Origin of the sequence: Janibacter limosus (assembly GCF_004295485.1) — a bacterium.
Lineage (GTDB): Bacteria > Actinomycetota > Actinomycetes > Actinomycetales > Dermatophilaceae > Janibacter > Janibacter limosus_A.
In genome coordinates, this window is record NZ_CP036164.1 from 650,904 (window position 1) to 667,834 (window position 16,931).

At 73.4% G+C, this 16,931-nt stretch carries 15 protein-coding genes; 12 read left to right on the plus strand and 3 right to left on the minus strand.

Annotation, left to right across the window (positions count from 1 at the left end):
- The first annotated feature begins 60 nt into the window (after window positions 1-60).
- From EXU32_RS03150 to EXU32_RS03160, 3 genes are read left to right on the plus strand one after another with little or no spacing between them, the layout of a single operon-like run.
- Window positions 61-1,962, plus strand: a complete 1,902-nt coding sequence (locus EXU32_RS03150) for a glycosyltransferase family 4 protein (protein WP_130628590.1) — start codon at window positions 61-63, stop codon at window positions 1,960-1,962.
- Window positions 1,959-2,963, plus strand: coding sequence for a lysylphosphatidylglycerol synthase transmembrane domain-containing protein (locus EXU32_RS03155; protein WP_130628591.1), 1,005 nt, complete (start codon window positions 1,959-1,961; stop codon window positions 2,961-2,963). The genes EXU32_RS03150 and EXU32_RS03155 overlap by 4 nt, the downstream gene beginning before the upstream one ends.
- Before the next feature lie 11 nt (window positions 2,964-2,974).
- On the plus strand, window positions 2,975-3,823 hold the full coding sequence (locus tag EXU32_RS03160; RefSeq protein WP_130628592.1) for a methyltransferase domain-containing protein: 849 nt from the start codon (window positions 2,975-2,977) through the stop codon (window positions 3,821-3,823).
- An 8-nt stretch (window positions 3,824-3,831) separates the two neighbouring features.
- Here EXU32_RS03160 and EXU32_RS03165 read toward each other — a convergent pair whose 3' ends face one another.
- The gene (locus tag EXU32_RS03165) at window positions 3,832-4,665 is read right to left on the minus strand and encodes an aminoglycoside phosphotransferase (protein WP_130628593.1); all 834 of its coding nucleotides are present in this window, start codon (window positions 4,663-4,665) and stop codon (window positions 3,832-3,834) included.
- Between the two features lie 40 nt (window positions 4,666-4,705).
- Between EXU32_RS03165 and EXU32_RS03170 the strand changes: the two genes are divergently transcribed.
- Entirely contained in the window at window positions 4,706-5,632 is a 927-nt protein-coding gene (locus EXU32_RS03170; protein ID WP_242612868.1) for a DNA-3-methyladenine glycosylase family protein, read from the plus strand.
- Between the two features lie 205 nt (window positions 5,633-5,837).
- Here EXU32_RS03170 and EXU32_RS03175 read toward each other — a convergent pair whose 3' ends face one another.
- The gene (locus EXU32_RS03175; protein WP_130628594.1) at window positions 5,838-6,671 is read right to left on the minus strand and encodes a 2-phospho-L-lactate transferase CofD family protein; all 834 of its coding nucleotides are present in this window, start codon (window positions 6,669-6,671) and stop codon (window positions 5,838-5,840) included.
- 179 nt (window positions 6,672-6,850) lie between these two features.
- Between EXU32_RS03175 and EXU32_RS03180 the strand changes: the two genes are divergently transcribed.
- From EXU32_RS03180 to EXU32_RS03190, 3 genes are all read left to right on the plus strand, one after another.
- The gene (locus tag EXU32_RS03180; protein WP_130628595.1) at window positions 6,851-7,120 is read left to right on the plus strand and encodes a WhiB family transcriptional regulator; all 270 of its coding nucleotides are present in this window, start codon (window positions 6,851-6,853) and stop codon (window positions 7,118-7,120) included.
- Window positions 7,121-7,197: 77 nt separating this feature from the next.
- On the plus strand, window positions 7,198-10,194 hold the full coding sequence (locus EXU32_RS03185) for a glycosyltransferase (protein WP_165399560.1): 2,997 nt from the start codon (window positions 7,198-7,200) through the stop codon (window positions 10,192-10,194).
- Window positions 10,194-11,687: a DUF5719 family protein gene (locus tag EXU32_RS03190; protein ID WP_130628597.1), complete on the plus strand. Its 1,494-nt coding sequence runs from the start codon at window positions 10,194-10,196 to the stop codon at window positions 11,685-11,687. The genes EXU32_RS03185 and EXU32_RS03190 overlap by 1 nt, the downstream gene beginning before the upstream one ends.
- Before the next feature lie 58 nt (window positions 11,688-11,745).
- Here the strand turns inward: EXU32_RS03190 and EXU32_RS03195 are convergent, their stop codons facing one another.
- A complete protein-coding gene (locus EXU32_RS03195; protein WP_130628598.1) occupies window positions 11,746-12,075 on the minus strand; it encodes a metallopeptidase family protein in 330 nt (109 codons plus the stop codon).
- Between the two features lie 139 nt (window positions 12,076-12,214).
- Between EXU32_RS03195 and EXU32_RS03200 the strand changes: the two genes are divergently transcribed.
- From EXU32_RS03200 to EXU32_RS03220, 5 genes are read left to right on the plus strand one after another with little or no spacing between them, the layout of a single operon-like run.
- Entirely contained in the window at window positions 12,215-12,598 is a 384-nt protein-coding gene (locus EXU32_RS03200) for a DUF3499 domain-containing protein (protein ID WP_130628599.1), read from the plus strand.
- A 58-nt stretch (window positions 12,599-12,656) separates the two neighbouring features.
- A complete protein-coding gene (locus tag EXU32_RS03205) occupies window positions 12,657-14,090 on the plus strand; it encodes a phosphomannomutase/phosphoglucomutase (protein ID WP_130628600.1) in 1,434 nt (477 codons plus the stop codon).
- Between the two features lies 1 nt (window position 14,091).
- Complete coding sequence (locus EXU32_RS03210; protein WP_130628601.1) at window positions 14,092-14,283, plus strand: Trm112 family protein; 192 nt, start codon at window positions 14,092-14,094, stop codon at window positions 14,281-14,283.
- A gap of 7 nt (window positions 14,284-14,290) precedes the next feature.
- Window positions 14,291-15,469 carry an SIS domain-containing protein gene (locus EXU32_RS03215; RefSeq protein WP_130628602.1) on the plus strand — a complete coding sequence of 393 codons (1,179 nt, stop codon included), beginning with the start codon at window positions 14,291-14,293 and terminating at the stop codon, window positions 15,467-15,469.
- Window positions 15,466-16,890 (plus strand): mycothione reductase, encoded by a 1,425-nt coding sequence (locus EXU32_RS03220; protein ID WP_130628603.1) that lies wholly within the window; start codon window positions 15,466-15,468, stop codon window positions 16,888-16,890. Before EXU32_RS03215 ends, EXU32_RS03220 begins: the two co-directional genes overlap by 4 nt.
- Window positions 16,891-16,931 lie beyond the last annotated feature (41 nt).

Here is a 16,931-nt window from a genome sequence, read left to right on the forward strand (position 1 = left end):
GGTCGCATAGGCTTCCCCCCGAGATGAGTGAGCCCCACGACACCGAGCCGACCGTCCCCGATGAGTGACGCCTCGCTGAAGATCGCGATCGTCGGACCGACCCATCCCTACAAGGGTGGAGTCGCGTCGCACACCACGACCCTCGCCCACGAGCTCGAGGCCGCCGGCCACGACGTCACCCTGGTCTCGTGGAGCCATCTCTACCCGAGCTTCTTCTACCCGGGGGAGCAGTCGGTCCCCAGCTCCGGCGACCCGGACGTCCCTCCCTTCGCCCGCACGGTGCGGGCCCTGTCGTGGGCTCGCCCGGACTCCCTCGTGCGAGCCGGCCGCCGCCTGCGTGACGTCGACCTGATCGTCGTCGTCCACGTCATCCCACCCGTCGTGCCCCTCCATCTCACCCTGCTGCGCGCTGCGGGGGTCGGGCGCACGGCGCTGACCGGCCGCGGTCCGCGCACGGCCGTCATCGCGCACAACGTGCTGCCGCACGAGCCGCACCCGGGTGACGCGGCCCTGATGCGCACCTTCTTCCGCCGGGTCGACGCCGTCGTCGTCCACTCCGCGGAGCAGTCGCGGCTGGCGCGCGAGCTCGACGCCGAGCACGTCGTCGTCACGGACCTGCCGCCCCACCTGCCCGGGGGAGACCCCGTCGAGCGCCGCGCCCACCACGGGCCGGCCCGCCTCCTCGCCCTCGGGCTCGTGCGGGGCTACAAGGGGATCGACGTGCTCCTGCGCGCGATGGTGCGGGTGCCCGACGTGACGCTCACGGTCGCCGGGGAGATGTGGGGCGACACCGGTGAGGAGATCCGGCGGCTCGCCGAGCACCGCGACCTGCGGGGCCGCGTGCAGATCCACAGCGGCTACGTCCCGGCCGAGCGGATCGCTCCGCTGCTGGCCCAGCACGACGTGCTGTCGCTGACCTACCGCAGCGCGACCGCCAGCCAGAACGTCCTGCTCGCCCACCAGCACGGTCTGGCCGTCCTGGCCTCCGACGTGGGCACCTTCGGTGACCAGGTGCGTGACGGCGTCGACGGTTATCTCGTGCCGCCCGAGGACGAGGACGCGCTCGTCGAGGTGCTGCAGGGGCTGAGCGACCCCGCCGAGGTCGCCCGCATCCGCGCCGGCGTCACGCAGCCGGACCTGCAGGAGCCGTGGGTCCGCTACGTGGGCACCCTCGAGGCGCTCAGCTCGGCCGACGTGCTCGCCGACCCCACCCGCCCGGCGCCCGTGCGGCGCCGGTCCCGTCTCGGTCAGGTGGCCGACCGGGCGGAGGACCTCGTGACGCTCGCGAGGCTTGCTCGGGCCCGTCGCCGCCCCCGGCTGGACCTCGACCGCTCAGACTTCCCGTCCTGGGTGCGCGCCACCGACGTCCTGGTCCACGACGAGGACGCGCGACGTGCCCACGAGGCCGCCCGTGAGATCGGTCTGCCGCGCGGCGGCGACGAGATCGCCGAGTGGGCCGCACTCGGCGCACTCGAGGTGCTCGTCACCATGCGCGACCGGGGCCGGCGCGAGGCCCTGATCATCGACGCCTCCGGAGGCGGGTCCCCCTTCGGCCGGTGGGCCCGGGCCGCCGGGTACGTACCCGTGGAGGTCGAGCTGACCGGCGCCCGATCGTCCATGACGCTGCTCGACGTCGACACCGCCACCTTGGACTTCGTCACCCGACTGCACCCCGACGACGCCAGTGCCACGGACGTCGACGAGACGCTCACCCAGGCAGGGTGGGCGCTGCGCGCGGGTGGCCTGCTGTGCCTGACGCTGCCGATCGGCGGCAGCGCCGACGACGTCATCGGCGGGGCCGCCGACCTGCGGGCCGTCGTCGCACGGGCCGCCGATGCCGGCCTGGACCTCGTCGGCGACGTGGACGGCGACCTCACCGCGCGACTGAGGCATGCCTCCCGGGTCAGCTCTGACCCGGACGCGGCCCACGCGCTCGTCCGGCTGACCCTGCGCCGCCGATGAGCACGACCGGGACCAGCCCGCGGCCACCGCGCCGCAGCGGCCGCAAGCGGGTGCTCGACGTGCTGCGCATCGGCTTCCTCGTCGTCGTGCTCGCCGCGGTGGGCATCGCGCTCTGGAGCAACTGGGCGCAGGTCCGGGGCGACCTGCGCAGGCTGGGGCCGGTGACCCTGCTCAGCGCCACGGCCTTCGCGCTGCTGTCGCCCTTCTTCACCGTCCTGGGGTGGCGGGTGCTGCTCGCCGACCTCGGCTCGCGTCTGCACATCGCCCCGGCCAGCGGCGTCTTCTTCGTCGGACAGCTGGGCAAGTACCTGCCCGGGTCGGTCTGGTCGGTCGTCGTGCAGACCGAGATGGCCGCCAAGCTCGGCGTGCCGCGGCGTCGGAGCGCGGTCGTCGGGCTCCTGTGCATCGCGCTGTCGGCGCTCACCGGGATGATCGCCGGTCTGCCGGCCCTGCCCGTGCTCCTCACCCGCGGCGACACCGTCATCCCGTGGTGGTCGCTGCTGCTCATCATCGTGGCGCTCGGCGTCCTGCTCTGGCCGCCACTGCTCAACTGGGGCATCCGCAGGATGCTGCGGCTCCTCGGTCGCGAGCCCCTGGAGCACGCGCTCACCCCCGCCGCGGTCGGCCTGTCGAGCCTGTGGTTCCTGCTGTCGTGGCTCGTGGGTGGCCTGTCCGTGTGGGTCATGGCCCGCAATGTCGCGCCCGACGACGCCGACGCCTCGAGGCTCCTGCTCGTCGCGGTCTCGGGCTACCTGCTGGCAGCCGGCATCGGCATGTTCAGCATCGTGGTGCCGGCCGGTGTGGGCGTGCGCGACGGCGTCATGGTCCTGCTCCTCACCACGCAGATGCCGATCTCGGCCGCCACGGCGGTCGTCGTCGTCGCGCGCTTCCTCACCGTCCTCGCCGATGTCGTCTGGGCGGCCATCGGCTGGCTCTGGGCCAAGTCGCACCACCTGCTGCCCGGCCCCGCGCCGGACCTCGACCCGACTCCCTCCTCGTAAGGTGATCTTCCATGTCTGACTCCACCTCCTCCAGCCAGGTCGCTGCACCCCCCGGCGGGCGGCTCCTGGCCGTCGCCAAGCGGGGCGCCGAGCACCTCCTGTGGGGCCGGGTGGCCGTCCAGCGACGGATCGAGGCCCGAACCAGGGGAGCGCGCCCCGTCCCCACGAGCGTCCCGCCCACGGGGGTGCTCACGGATGCCGCCACCTGGCGCCGGGCCACGGCCGAGGCCAAGCGACTGCGCCTCCCGCTGCACCGGGACCTGCCCAAGAACTGGGATGCGCTCGGTGCCGTCGCCGCCGTCCTCGACCTCGTCGACGACGGGACGCGCAGCGCGCGGATCATGGACGCCGGCAGCGCGCGGTACTCACCGGTCCTGCCGTGGCTGCGCCTCTACGGCTTCGGCGCAGCAGCCGGCTCGCTCATCGGCATCAACCTCGAGTTCGGGTCGCAGGTCACCCGCGACGGCGTCGTCTTCCGCTACGGCGACGTCACCGACACCGGGCTGCCCACCGGCCACCTCGACGCCATCACCTGCATGTCGGTCATCGAGCACGGGGTGCCGCTCGAGGGCTTCATCGCGGAGTCGGCCCGGCTGCTGCGCCCCGGAGGCGTCCTCGCGGTCTCGACCGACTACGACCAGGACCCGCCGGACACGACCGGCAAGGTGATCTACGGGTCCCAGGTGCACATCTTCTCGCCCCAGGAGATCCGCGACCTCGTGGCGATGGCCGACCGTCACGACCTCGAGCTGGTCGGCACGCTCGACGACCGGGCGCTGTCGCACACGGAGCGGCCCGTCCACTGGGGCAGGGTCGACCTCGACTACACCTTCATCCTCCTGACCTTCCGCAGGCGCTGAGCCGACGGTCACCGTGGCAGGGGGACGAGCAGCGGCGCCAGGACCTCCTCGTAGGCGGCGCCATCGGCCGGCCGGTCGCTGAGCAACCGGAAGATCGCCGCTCGCAGCATCGCCTGCCGCCGCGCGCCCCGGGTCCAAGAGGTCATCGTGTCGGGGTCGGCGGCGAGCCGCAGCACGCTGTCGAGCACCGCGATGGCCTCGGCCCACAGGGCCGGCCGCCAGTACGGGCTGACGTCGATCACCACCGGTGCACCGTCGGGATCGAGCAGGATGTTGCCGGCGAGGTCGCCGTGGACGAGCTGGTCCGGGCCCAGGTCGGTGGTGTCGCGGGCCCACGACAGGCGGCGTAGCAACCGCTCACCGGCTGCGTCCAGGGTGCCTGAGGGCAGCGGCAGCTGCTCGAAGGCGGTCCGCTCCGCCACCGACCAGCGATCGGCCACGGTCGGGTCGGTGGGCAGGCGGTCGGCTGGCGGCCACGACGAGACGGCACGGGCCAGCTCCGCGTGGAGGATCGCGCCGACCGCTCTGGTCGCCGTCAGGTCCCTCAGCTGCTGGGTCCCCGGCTCGTAGCGGGTCGCGCCCCACCCCTCGACGACCCAGCTGCCGTCGCGTGCCGGGACGGGCATGGCGATGCGCAGGTCGCGGCGGTCCCTCCCCGGACGGGTGTCGAGGTCGGCCGCCAGCCGCGCCAGGGCCGGGTTGAGCCGGTCCAGGGTGGCTGGGTCGCGGTCCGGCGACAGGACGAGGTCGCCGGCGCGCACGCTGCGGCCCTGCCCGCCGGGTACCGGTGCGAGGTCGCCGGGCACCGCGAAGAGGTCCAGCACGTGCTCGCTCGGTCGCATGCGCGTCACGGTAGGGCACGCGGGCAGGCACAATCGAGCCGTGAGCACGCAGGCCGCAGCGATGACCCGACGGCACCGACCGTCCGCTCCCGTGGATCTCGATCTGGTGCTTCCCCCCTTCGTCCGGGGGGCGGGCGACCCCACGAGCCAGGTCGGCCGGGACGGCTGGTGGTTCGCCTGGACGACGCCGGACGGGCCCGTGACGCTCCACCTCGTCGACGAAGGGGGCGAAGCCGCGGCCTCCGCATGGGGCGAGGGGGCGGGCTGGATGCTCGAGCGGGTGCCCGACCTGCTCGGCGCGCGGGACGACGCGAGCGGCTTCAGACCGCACCACGACGTCGTCGCCCGGGGCTGGCCGCGCTTGTCCCGCTGGCGGGTCCCGGCCAACGGCCTCGTGGCGCAGATGCTCGTCTGCTCCGTCCTGGAGCAGAGGGTCACCGGACGCGAGGCCTTCTCCAGCCAGCGCCAGCTCGTGCGCCGCTTCGGCACGCCGGCCCCGGGCGCTGGCGAGGCCCTCGGCCTGGTCTGCCCTCCGAGCGCCGCCGACTGGGCGCAGATCCCCTCGTGGGCCTGGCTGCGGGCCGGCGTCGACGGAGCCCGCTCGCGCGTCGTCGTCCGCGCCATGCGCGTGGCAGGACGCCTCGACGAGTGCGCCGACCTGCCCCTTGAGCAGGCGCACACCCGGATGCGCTCACTCCCGGGCATCGGTGTCTGGACGGCCGCCGAGGTCGCGCAACGAGCCCTCGGAGATCCCGACTCGCCGAGCTTCGGCGACTACCACGTCGCCAAGGACGTGACCCTGGCGCTCGACGGCGAGATCGGCGATGACGCCCGCATGGCCGAGCTGCTCGCGCCCTACGCGGGGCACCGGTACCGCGCGCAGCGGATCATCCAGGCCACGGCCGGCCACCGCCCTCGTCGCGGGCCCCGACGCTCGCTGCCCACGCACCTGCCGACGCGCTTCTGACGCGTGGGGACCTGACCGACGGCGCGGACGGCTGGCTGGCTGAAGGAGCGGGCGACACCGGGGTGGCCCGACTCATGGGCGAAGCCGGCTGGCGAACCAGCGTGAGGCACAGGGAGACGGGCCGGCTTCGTCCTTAGGGCCACCCCGGTCGTCGCCCGCGACGGACGAGAACTGGCCTCGGACGAGAACTGGCCCCTGAGCGTGGTCAGCCGGTCCTGGTGATGGCGAGGACGTCAGCGGGGGAGGCGTCCGCGGGGAGCCAGGTGATGCGCAGGTCGCGGTAGAGCGAGGCGACGCCGTCGGCGGTGCGCTCGACGTCGACGGCCGCGAGGGAGGGGCCGAGGTCGGCGAGATCGGGGGTGACGCCCACGATCGGGGCAGAGGTGCCACGCAGGGCGTCCCGGACACCGGCGACACCGAGCACGATGCCGATCGACAGGACGGGGTCGGCCGGCGCCAGCACGACGACGTCGGCCTCACGGAGGGCGTCGAGGACGCCGGGGGCGGCGGTGGCCCGGTCCATCCCGGCGACGATGAAGCGGGTCGCGGGGGGAGCGCCGAGGTCGTGCCGCCACTGCTGGACGTGGACGGCCTGCTGCTCCTGCTCGCCGTCGAGGACGGCGTGCGTCTCGACGGGCACGTCGCTCATCGGCAGCAGCCGGACGCCCCGCTCGGTCAGGCCTCGTCGCTCCGCCAGCGTGGCGGTGACCTCGCTGAGCGTCGCGCCCTGGCCCAACCAGGCCGTGCGGGCCAGCTGGACGGCGAGCTCGCCGTCGCCCACCCGGTACCAGTCGGGGTGCACGCCGAGCGAGGTGAGCTCGTCGCTCACCACGGTCGTGGCGGCGGGCGAGGCGTCGGACAGCTGCGCGAGCAGTGCATCGAGATCGGGACAGGCGCGAAGTCCCGCGAGGGTGATGTCGTCGCCGGTGTTGGCGATGACCGTCACCTCCGCCCGGTCGTGCGAGTCCTGCAGCTGGTCGACGAGGCCGCTGACGAGCTGGGCGCCGGCGAGCCCGCCGGAGATCACGGTGATGCGCATGCGCACATCGTCGCAGGCCGGCGGTCGGGGCGGTGACTCGGCTACCGTTCGCAGACTCCATAGCCTGCTCGGCTTGACGACGCACGCATGACACGCATGTAATTACAGACATGTCACGCACCGGGACCATCGGTGCTGGCGTGAAGGACAGGGTCGGGTGCCGAGGTCGAGGAGGGACCATGCACGAACTTCAGTTGATCATGGGTGGCGAGACCACCGACGAGTCGTCAGAGATGTCATGGCAGGAGCGATCGCTCTGCGCGCAGACGGATCCGGAGGCTTTTTTCCCCGAGAAGGGTGGCTCCACGCGCGAGGCCAAGAAGGTCTGCGTCGGCTGTGAGGTGCGTCAGGAGTGCCTCGAGTACGCGCTGGCGCACGACGAGCGCTTCGGCATCTGGGGCGGTCTGTCCGAGCGCGAGCGTCGCAAGCTCAAGAAGCGCGCAGTCTGACCGTTGACGAGGTCGTGACGCAGCCCAGCCCCACGTCGCCCTCCGCCTCTCCATCCCGGCGGACGACAGCGCCCCCGGTGACCGTGACCACGGTCGTCGTGGCACGCACCAGGGAAGACACGGGACAGGTCCTGAGCGCCCTCCTCGCGCAGGACCGTCTCCCCGATCGACTCCTCCTCGTCGACGGTTCCCTCGACGGACTGGGCGACACCACGGCCCTCCTCGCCCCCGTCGACGAGGCGGGCATCGATGTCCTGACGAGCACGCTGGGACCTCGCCGAGGCATCCGCCGGGTGCTGCCGGCGATGATCGAGCGCCTCCCGCGCGCCCCGGTCGGACGGGACCTGGTGTGGGTGCTGACCTCACGTGCGCGCCCTCACCCCCAGGCGCTGAGCCGGCTCGTCGCGGCCTCGGGCCGAGGTGTCGGGATGGCTGCTCCCAAGCTCGTCGACGAGAGCGACCCGACGCTGATCGTGCGGTTCGGCCTGCAGGTGACGCGTGCCGGTCGCATCGTCCCGGGCCCGATGGCCGGCACGACCGACCAGGGGCAGCATGACGCCGATGTCGACGCGATCGCCGCGCCGCTCGACGGGCTCCTGGTGGACCGAGGGGTCTACGAGTCCCTCGACGGTCACGACCCGACTCTCGGTGACTTCGGCGGGGACCTCGACCTGGGGTGGCGCTCGCAGCGCGCGGGCCGTCGCGTCGTCCGCGTCCCCGACGCCCATGTCGCGGTGCGCCCGACCAGCGCGGAGCGACGTCCGACCGCCAGTCATCGCCGCCAGGCCCGCCGGGTCGCCCTCACGCGCGCCCACGTCACGACGGCCCCCTTCCTCGCCCTGTGGATCGCCGTGAGCAGCCTGCTCACCGGGCTGGTCCTCGTCGTGCTCAAGCGCCCCGGCATGGGCGCCGACGAGCTGGCCAGCCTCCCCGCAGCCTTCGACCTGCGCACCCTGCGCTCGCGGTTGCGCGGTCGTGCTCCGCGCGAGGTCTCCCGCGGTGACCTCGACGCACTCTTCGTCTCCGTGCAGGATGCGCGCAGACGCCTGGTCGACGAGGCCCGCGGGTCCGTCGGCGGGGATGATGGGGTCGAGGCGCGCTCGCTCGAGGTGGAGCGCGGCGGCGGCTGGCTCGCCCACCCCCTCCTGTGGCTGCTCCTGCTCACCAGCCTGCTGTCCGGCTGGTCCGCCCGGCACATCACCGGAGAGCTGCGTCAGGGCTTCGGCTCCGGCCTGGTGGGTGGCGAGCTGCTCGGCGGTCGGGCCACCGCCGGTCAGCTGTGGGACTCGTGGTGGATGGGCTGGCGCGGCCAGGGGTGGGGTGGCGCGACCGAGCAGAGTCCCGCGCTCGTGGTGCTCGCCCTGCTGGCCAAGGTCGTCGAGTGGGTCCCGGGCCTGGGGTCCGCCCACTCGCCGGCGGGTCTCGTGCTCTCCCTCCTCGTCGTGACCGCGCTCCCGCTTGCCGCGGCCGTCGCCTACGTCTCCTCCCGCACCTTCACCGAGCACCGGTGGTTGCGTGCCGCCGGAGCCCTCGCGTGGGTGACCTCGGTGCCCGCGGCCATGGCGGTGGGGGAGGGCCGGATCGGCGCCCTGTGCCTCCTCGTCCTCGCCCCTCGGCTCGCGGCCGGTCTCGTGCGAGCGACCCGGCGCAGCAGCAGGCTGAGCGACGTCGTGCGGACCGCCCTGTGGGGCAGCCTGCTGGCGACCGTCGCTCCCTTCGCCGGTGTGGCGATCATCGTGGTCGGCCTGGGCCTCGTGCTCGTGGGTGACGCTCGTCGGCGCGGCCGCGGCATCGTGCTGGCAGCAACCCCCTTCGTGCTCGCCGGTCCGTGGCTGCTGGCACTCCAGGGCGACCCGCGCCGCCTCCTCGCTGGCTGGGGCCTGACGGACACCCCCGGAGTCGGCCCGATCGGCCGGCTCGCCCTCGGCCAGCTCCCCGGAGGGGCCGTCACCACGTGGTGGACCGCCGCGATCCTGGCCCTCGGCCTGGTCGCGCTGCTGGTCCCCGGCCGTCGCCCGGCCTCCTGGGGAGCCGCGCTCCTCGCCGTCCTGGGTCTCGGGTGGGCCGTGGGGGCCCCGCGCCTCGTCCTCGGTCACCGGCCCGACGGTGTCGCCGATGCGGGGGCTGCCATCACGCCGTGGGTCGGGACCGGGCAGATGCTGCTCGTCGGCGCTGCCGTGGTGTCGATCCTCGCGGCGGCCGACGTGCTGCCCCACAGTCTGCGCGGTACCGGGCGCCGCCGATGGTTCCTGCTGCCCGCCCTGGTGCTGCCCGTCGCGGCGATCGGCAGCGGGATCGTCGTCGGGCAGCACTCCTACGGCGACGGCCTGACCACCTGGCGCGACCCTCGCCCCCTCGTGGCGTCGGCGGCGGCCGAGGGGCCGCAGGCCGCCCGCACCCTCGTCGTCGAGAGCACCGAGACCGGGGTCACCTATCGCCTCGTCGGCTCCGAGCCGGGGGACCTCGTGCGTGACCTGCCCGTCGCCGAGCCTCCGGTGCCGGGGGAGGAAGAGGTCGCCGCGGCGGTGGCCCAGCTCCTGGGCGCGGGCGAAGGGGACCGGGTCCCGAGCGACGTGCTCGCTCGCCACGGTGTCTCCCACCTCGTCCTGGTCGGCTCCCGTGACGCGCAACGTCGACTGGTCGACGCCTCGCCGGGGCTTGCCCGGCTCGGCTCGAGCGGGGGGAGCACCACCTGGGCGGTCCGCGCACCGGTCACCGATGGCGCCACGCCGAGCCGGGTGCGAGCAGTGGCCGGTGGCTCGAGCCAGCCGCTGCCCAGCCGCAGTCATGGCGACACCGACGGCTCGGTGCCGGTGTCGGGGGCCGACGAGCTGGTGGTGGCCCAGTCCCTCGACTGGGGCGACCGGGTCGAGGTGCGTGCCGACGGTCGGCTCCTGCAGGCCCAGACCCACAGTGCGATCCCGACCTACGACCTGCCCGAGGGCAGCGACGGGGTGAGCATCGCCGTCGGTGCCGGCCACCCGGTGTGGAAGGTCCTCCAGGGCCTGGCCCTCCTGCTCGCCCTCTACCTGGCCCTCCCCACGGAGCGCCGGGTCGACCCGGAGGAGGATTGATGAGCCGAGTCTCCCTGCCCAGCCGCTGGCTGCACGGCGTCGGCCGGGTGGTCGTCGTGGCCGGAGTGGCCACCGGGCTCGTCCTGGGAGCCGGGCGGCTGGGCGCCGCGCCGACGCAACCACGGACCCCGGCGGCACTGCCGTCCGTGCCCACCTCGCTCACGACCTCGTACTGCCCGGGGGACCCCTTCGCCGCAGGGGAGAAGGGGACCCCGAAGGCAGACGTCCGAGGGAGCGTGGCCGCGCAAGCGGCACCACCCACCGTCCTCGACGGCGTCGTCACGCCGTCCGACGAGCCCGGTGAGATCACCATCGAGGACCTCGGCGCAACTCCGCAAGGATCGACCGACGCGAAGCCTCGCAGCGGGCCGATGAGCGAGAGCGTCGAGCGTCTGGACCAGCACCCGCAGCGGGTGCGTGGCAACGCCGAGCGTGCGCCGGGTCTGCTCGCCGCGCAGGGGTTCGTGGCCAGCGGCAAGCAGGTCAGCGGGCTCGCAGCCACTCCCTGCCTCGCACCGACGGCCGACGCCTGGCTGGTGGCCGGCGGCGGAGCGGAGGGGCGTCAGGAGCGACTGGTCCTGACCAACCCCGGCGGCAACCCGGTGACTGCGAGACTCGATCTCGTGGGGACCAAGACCGCCGACTCCGCCGACCGCTCGATCGTCGTCCCGGCCCACGGCCGAAGCGTCGTCCTCCTCGACGCGATCGCTGGGACCGACCAGGCCCAGGCCGTGCACGTCACGACGACCGGGGGGCTCGTCGTCCCCACCATCGTCGACCACCACCTCGACGGGCTCACCCCCGCCGGGGTCGAGACCGTCTCGCCCACTGCGGCTCCGGCCGAGCGGCTCGTCCTGCCGGGCAGCGCCGAATTGAGCGGCAGTGCCGACGCGAGCGCCCGCGGGGTCGTGCTGGCCGTACCGGGGTCGAAGGACGCCGTCGTCCAGATCCGGCGTCTGGGAGAGGGCGCGTCCCGGGGGGTCAAGGTCGTCACGGTCCCTGCCGACACCGTGGTGGACGTCGACCTGCCCGACGTCAGCGGGGTGCAGGGCTGGGTCGTCGAGTCGGACGAACCCGTCGTCGGCGCAGCGCACCTGAGCACCACGGACGCCGCCGGGCGCTCCGACATGGCCTGGTCCGTGGCGACGCCGTCCGTCGGCAGCCTGGGTGGCACGGCGCTCCCTGCCGTGCCGGCGAGCGGGGTGCGTCGGTATGTCGACGTCACCGCGACCGCAGGTCCCGCGAGCGTGGACGTGCTCCTGCTCGAGGACGGCCAGGTCCGGACCGAGCGCCTCGACATCGAGCAGGATCGCAGTGCTCGGGTCGATGCCCGCGGGGCACGTGCCGTCTGGGTGCGACCGAGCCGCGGCCGGGTGCACGCGGCCGTCATGATCGTGGGGGGACCCGGGGCCGCGCGCGCTGCGGCGACGTCGCTGCCGGTCCTCCCGGTGCGGGTCGCCGTGCGCGACCGGCCGGTGACCCTGGTGCGGTGACCGGCCGGCCTCGAGACCATCTGCCGCAGACAGGCGGGCGCAGGTCGGCGGCGTCGGGTCAGCGACGGTCCGGGTCCACCTCGTCGGGGTCGACCCCCAGGAGCAGGGCGACCTGCTCGACCATGACCTCGTGGACCAGCTCCACCAGGTCTCCGCCGCGGACGATGCTCTCGATCGGACGCCGGTAGACGACGATGCGTGCCGGCATGGGCCCTTGGGCCGGCCACAGCCGAGCCAGGGGAACGGCGTCCTCCCACCGCGCGGGGTCGGACGGAGGGACGTCCTCGACGGCGAACTCCACGCTCGTCCAGCGCCGCCCCAGGACTCGGCGGAAGCGCTGTGCCGTGTCGACGACGAGGTCGTCGAAGGCCTCCGCGCGAGTGGGCATGGAGGGCACGGCGGGGTGTGCCAGCGGCCCTCGCAGGCCCCGGCCGCGACGATCCCGATGGCGACTCACGCCTCGATCGTAGGCTCCAGCCCTCGGCGTGCCTGCGAGGATCGAGGGTGTCGTGGCCTAACCTGCACGAGTGACTCTCTCCCGCCAGTGCTCCCGTGCCGCGTGCGCACGCCCGGCTGCCGGGACCCTCACCTACGTCTACTCCGACTCCACGGTCGTGCTGGGGCCGCTCGCCACCTACGCCGAGCCGCACGCCTACGATCTGTGCGAGGACCACGCGCAGCGTCTCACCGCTCCGCGCGGGTGGGACGTCGTGCGGCTGGCCATCGACCAGCCGGCGCCGGCGACCTACGACGACCTCGTCGCCGTGGCCGAGGCCGTGCGCAAGCGCCCCGAGGCCACGACCGACTCGGAGCGCACCGCGCACCTGACGACGGCCTCGCGTCCGGAGCCGAGCAGCGTCACCGAGACGGGACGACGCGGCCACCTGCGTGTCCTGCGCGATCTCGACTGAGACACCACCCCCGCAGGTGCGACGCGGAGCCACTCCCGTGGCGAACTAGGCTGGCGACGTGACCACCCAGCTCTCTGACTTCGTCAAGGCATACGACGTGCGCGGCGTCGTCCCCGACCAGCTCAACATCGACGTGGCACACGCCCTGGGTGCTGCCTTCGCCGAGGTCGTCGCGCTCGCAGAGGGGGCCTCGGCCGTCGTCATCGGGCACGACATGCGTCCGAGCTCGCCCGAGCTCGTCGACGCGCTCGCTCGTGGCATCACGGCGCGAGGAGTCGACGCCGTCCTCATCGGGCTCGCCAGCACCGACGGGCTCTACTACGCCAGCGGTGCGTTGGGGCTCCCGGGCGCGATGTTCACCGCGAGCCACAACCCGGCCCAGTACAACGGGATCAAGTTCTGCCGCAGCGGAGCCCGTCCCGTCGGTCAGGACACTGGCCTGGCCCGGGTCCGGGACCTCGCCCAGCAGCACCTCGACCGCGGAGTCTCCGCCTTCGACGGCGTGCGTCCCGGCTCGGTCACCCAGCGTGACGTCCTGGCGGACTACGCGGGCTTCCTGCGTGGCCTGGTCGACCTGTCGCGCAGCCGCCCGCTGCGGGTGAGCGTCGACGCCGGCAACGGCATGGGTGGGCTGACCGTGCCGGCCGTCCTGGGCACCGACTCCGGACTGCCCGAGCTGCCGTTGACGATCGACCCGATGTACTTCGAGCTGGACGGCACCTTCCCCAACCACGAGGCCAACCCGCTCGACCCCAAGAACCTCGTCGATCTCCAGGAGCGCGTCCGGTCCCACGGCGCCGACATCGGGATCGCCTTCGACGGGGACGCCGACCGCTGCTTCGTCGTCGACGAGCTGGGCGATCCGGTGAGCCCGAGCGCCATCACCGCGATGATCGCCCGCCGCGAGATCGCGCGCGAGGTTGCGGCCGGCCGCTCGGCCTCCGACGTGGCGATCGTGCACAACGCCATCACCTCGGCCGCGGTGCCCGAGATCATCGCGCAGGACGGTGCCCGTCCGGTGCGCACCCGCGTCGGGCACTCCTACGTCAAGGCGGTCATGAGCGAGCACGACGCCGTCTTCGGCGGCGAGCACTCCGCCCACTACTACTTCCGCGACTTCTGGTTCGCCGACACCGGCATGCTCGCGGCGATGCACGTCCTGGCCGCGCTGGGCGAGACCGATGCCCCGCTCAGCGAGGTGATGGCCCCCTTCGAGCGCTATGTCGCGAGCGGCGAGATCAACTCGACGGTCACCGATGCCGCGGCGATCACCCAGCGGGTCCGGGACCGCTGGGCGACGGGCGCGACCACGGTCGACGAGCTCGACGGGTTGACGATCACCCAGCCGGGGGACGACGACGAGCCCATGTGGTGGATCAACCTGCGCCCGAGCAACACCGAGCCGCTCCTGCGTCTCAATGTCGAGGCGGCCGACGAGGCGACGATGGCGCGCGTGCGAGACGATGTCCTGACGATGATCCGAGAGGCCTGACATGAGTGAGTCGACGATCGAGCCCTGGCTGCGCGAGATCCTGCGCTGCCCCGCGTGCCGCGCCGAGCTGCGTGACGAGACCGGGGCGACCGGTCCTGAGCTCGCGTGCACCAGCGAGTCGTGCGGTCTGACCTATCGCGTGGACGACGGGATCCCCGTCCTCCTCGTCGACGAGGCCCGGCCGAGGGGCTGAGGCGACCGTGGCTCCCTTCGACGAGACGCTGCTCGACGACGAAGGGCGCCGCCGCGCCGTCGACCGGGCCGACCTCCTGCGGGCATTCGCGGGCGCTGGTGCCCAGGTGCGCGAGGCGATCACCCTCGCGGCCGAGAGCGAACTGGCGCGGGTGGCCGGCGGCGAGCGACCCCGGGCCGTGCACGTCGCCGCCGTCGGTGGCGCCGAGAGCGTCAGCACGGTGCTCGACCTGCTCATCTCCCGCAGCGGTCCCGTCCTGCTGACCTGTGACGGTTCGGGCCCCCTGCCGGGGTGGGTCGGCCCGCTCGACCTCGTCGTGGCGATCTCCTTGTCCGGTCGCGCCGAGGGTCCCGTCCGCCAGGCGAGAGAGGCGGCTCGTCGCGGTGCGCACGTCCTGACGATCGGGGCCGCTGACAGTCCGTTGGCAGCGGCCGCCGCGGCGGCGCGTGGGGTCCACCTGGCGATCGGCCCCGGAGTCGGTCACTCCCGGGCGGCGTTGTGGGGCATGGTCGCTCGGGCCGTGCTGGCCATCAGCGCCTGCAACGTCATCGACATCCGCCCGGCCGTCCTGTCCGCCGTCGCGGACCGTCTCGACGAGCAGGCGGAGCGGTTCCGGCCCGACGCGGAGTACTTCGTCAACCCTGCCAAGGTGCTCGCACTGGACCTGTCCGCGCTGACGCCGGTCGTCCTCGGTGACGGACCCGTCGCCGGTGTGGCGGCCCAGCGGACCAGCGCCATGCTCGCCCGCACCGCGCGTACCCCCGCGACGTGGGGGCGGCTGCCCGACGCGGCAGCCCAGGTGGTCGCCTGTCTCTCCGGTCCCTACGCGGGTCCGGCTGGAGGGACCGGCGGAGCGCACGACATCTTCACCGATCCCTACCTCGACGGACCGAGCGGACCGAAGCTGGGCCTGGTGCTGCTGCGCGACCCGGTCCCCTCCGAGGACGCCGACCCCGCCGAGCACGAGCGCCACAACACCGCCCAGTCGGTGGCCGACCGGGCAACCTCGTCCGGTGTGCGGGTGCTCGAGCACCTGTCCACTCCCGGGCACGACCTGGAGCGGCTGGCCGAGCTGGTCGCCCTGGGTGACTTCGCCGCTGTCTACCTCGCGGTCGGCCACGGGCTCGACCCGGCGTCGGTCCCCGGGCTCTCCGACCTGCATCTCCCACGGAAGGCAACAGAGTGATCGACGTCGACATCGCCATCATCGGCAGCGGATCGGGCAACAGCCTGCTCACCGATGACCTGGCGGACCGCACCTTCGCGATGATCGAGGCAGGTGCCGTCTTCGGAGGCACCTGCCTCAACGTCGGGTGCATCCCCACCAAGATGTTCGTGCACGTCGCCGAGGTGGCCACCACGATCCGCGAAGGGGGCCGCCTGGGTGTCGACGCGACCTTGGAGCAGGTGCGCTTCACCGACGTCCGCGACCGGGTCTTCGGCCGCATCGACCCCATCTCCCAGGCCGGTGAGGCCTACCGCCGAGACGGCGACAACGTCCACCTCCTGCGCGGTCGGGCCCGGTTCACCGGACCTCGCGATCTCGAGGTCGAGTTGCGCGACGGCACGACCGAGCACGTGCGCGCCGGGCAGGTCGTGATCGCCACGGGGGCGTACGCGACCTGGCCGGAGGAGCTGGGCCTCGCCGCCACGCGCGAGGGCATCACGATCCACACCTCCGACACGGTCATGCGGTTGCCCGAGCTGCCCGCCCGCATGCTCGTCATCGGCGGCGGGTACATCGCCATGGAGATGGCGCACGTCTTCTCCGCCTTCGGTACCGAGGTGGTCGTCTCGGCACGGGGCGACAGCCTGCTGCGGCACCAGGACACCGACATCTCCGAGGCCTTCACCGCCGCGGCCCGAGAGCAGTGGGACGTGCGCACCGGCACCGTCGTGACCGACCTGCGCCGCGTGGAGGACGGCATCACCGCCACTCTCAGCGACGGCTCGACCGTGACCACGGACGTCGTCCTCGCGGCCACCGGCCGCCGTCCCAGCACTCGTGACATGGGGCTCGACCTCGCCGGGGTCGACCTGCACGACGACGCGCGGGTCGTCGTCGACCAGCACGGCCGGACCACCGCAGAGGGGGTGTGGTCCCTCGGTGACGCCAGCTCCCCCTTCCAGCTCAAGCACGTCGCCAACCACGAGGCCAGGGTCGTCGCGCACAACCTCGCCCACCCGGACGACCTCCGGTCGTACACCCACACCGCCGTTCCTGCCGCCGTCTTCACCCACCCGCAGATCGCCTCCGTCGGCCTCACCGAGGAGCAGGCGAGGGCGCAGGGCATCGACATCACGATCAAGGTGCAGCAGTACGGAGACACCGCCTACGGCTGGGCGATGGAGGACACGACGAGCATCTGCAAGGTCATCGCCGACCGTCGCACGGGGCGGCTCGTCGGCGGGCACCTCGTCGGGCCGCAGGCGTCCACGCTGATCCAGCCGCTCATCCAGATGATGGCCTTCGACCAGCCGGTGGCCGAGATGGTCAGTGGGCAGTACTGGATCCATCCCGCGCTCACCGAGGTCGTCGAGAACGCCCTCCTCGGTCTCGACCTCAACCCGAGCGAGGACCTCAGCGAGTCGCCGCCGCTCGCGTGAGGCCCACCCTTCGTCGTCGCGCGGATACGCTGTGCCCGTGC

Bases quoted from the DNA above. Each gene is read 5' to 3' on its own strand.
- EXU32_RS03150 (WP_130628590.1), top strand. From the start codon at position 61: ATGAGTGACGCCTCGCTGAAGATCGCGATCGTCGGACCGACCCATCCC.
- EXU32_RS03180 (WP_130628595.1), top strand. From the start codon at position 6,851: ATGCACGAACTTCAGTTGATCATGGGTGGCGAGACCACCGACGAGTCG.
- EXU32_RS03190 (WP_130628597.1), top strand. From the start codon at position 10,194: ATGAGCCGAGTCTCCCTGCCCAGCCGCTGGCTGCACGGCGTCGGCCGG.
- EXU32_RS03195 (WP_130628598.1), bottom strand. From the start codon at position 12,075: ATGCCCACTCGCGCGGAGGCCTTCGACGACCTCGTCGTCGACACGGCA.
- EXU32_RS03155 (WP_130628591.1), top strand. From the start codon at position 1,959: ATGAGCACGACCGGGACCAGCCCGCGGCCACCGCGCCGCAGCGGCCGC.
- EXU32_RS03165 (WP_130628593.1), bottom strand. From the start codon at position 4,665: ATGCGACCGAGCGAGCACGTGCTGGACCTCTTCGCGGTGCCCGGCGAC.
- EXU32_RS03210 (WP_130628601.1), top strand. From the start codon at position 14,092: ATGAGTGAGTCGACGATCGAGCCCTGGCTGCGCGAGATCCTGCGCTGC.
- EXU32_RS03175 (WP_130628594.1), bottom strand. From the start codon at position 6,671: ATGCGCATCACCGTGATCTCCGGCGGGCTCGCCGGCGCCCAGCTCGTC.
- EXU32_RS03160 (WP_130628592.1), top strand. From the start codon at position 2,975: ATGTCTGACTCCACCTCCTCCAGCCAGGTCGCTGCACCCCCCGGCGGG.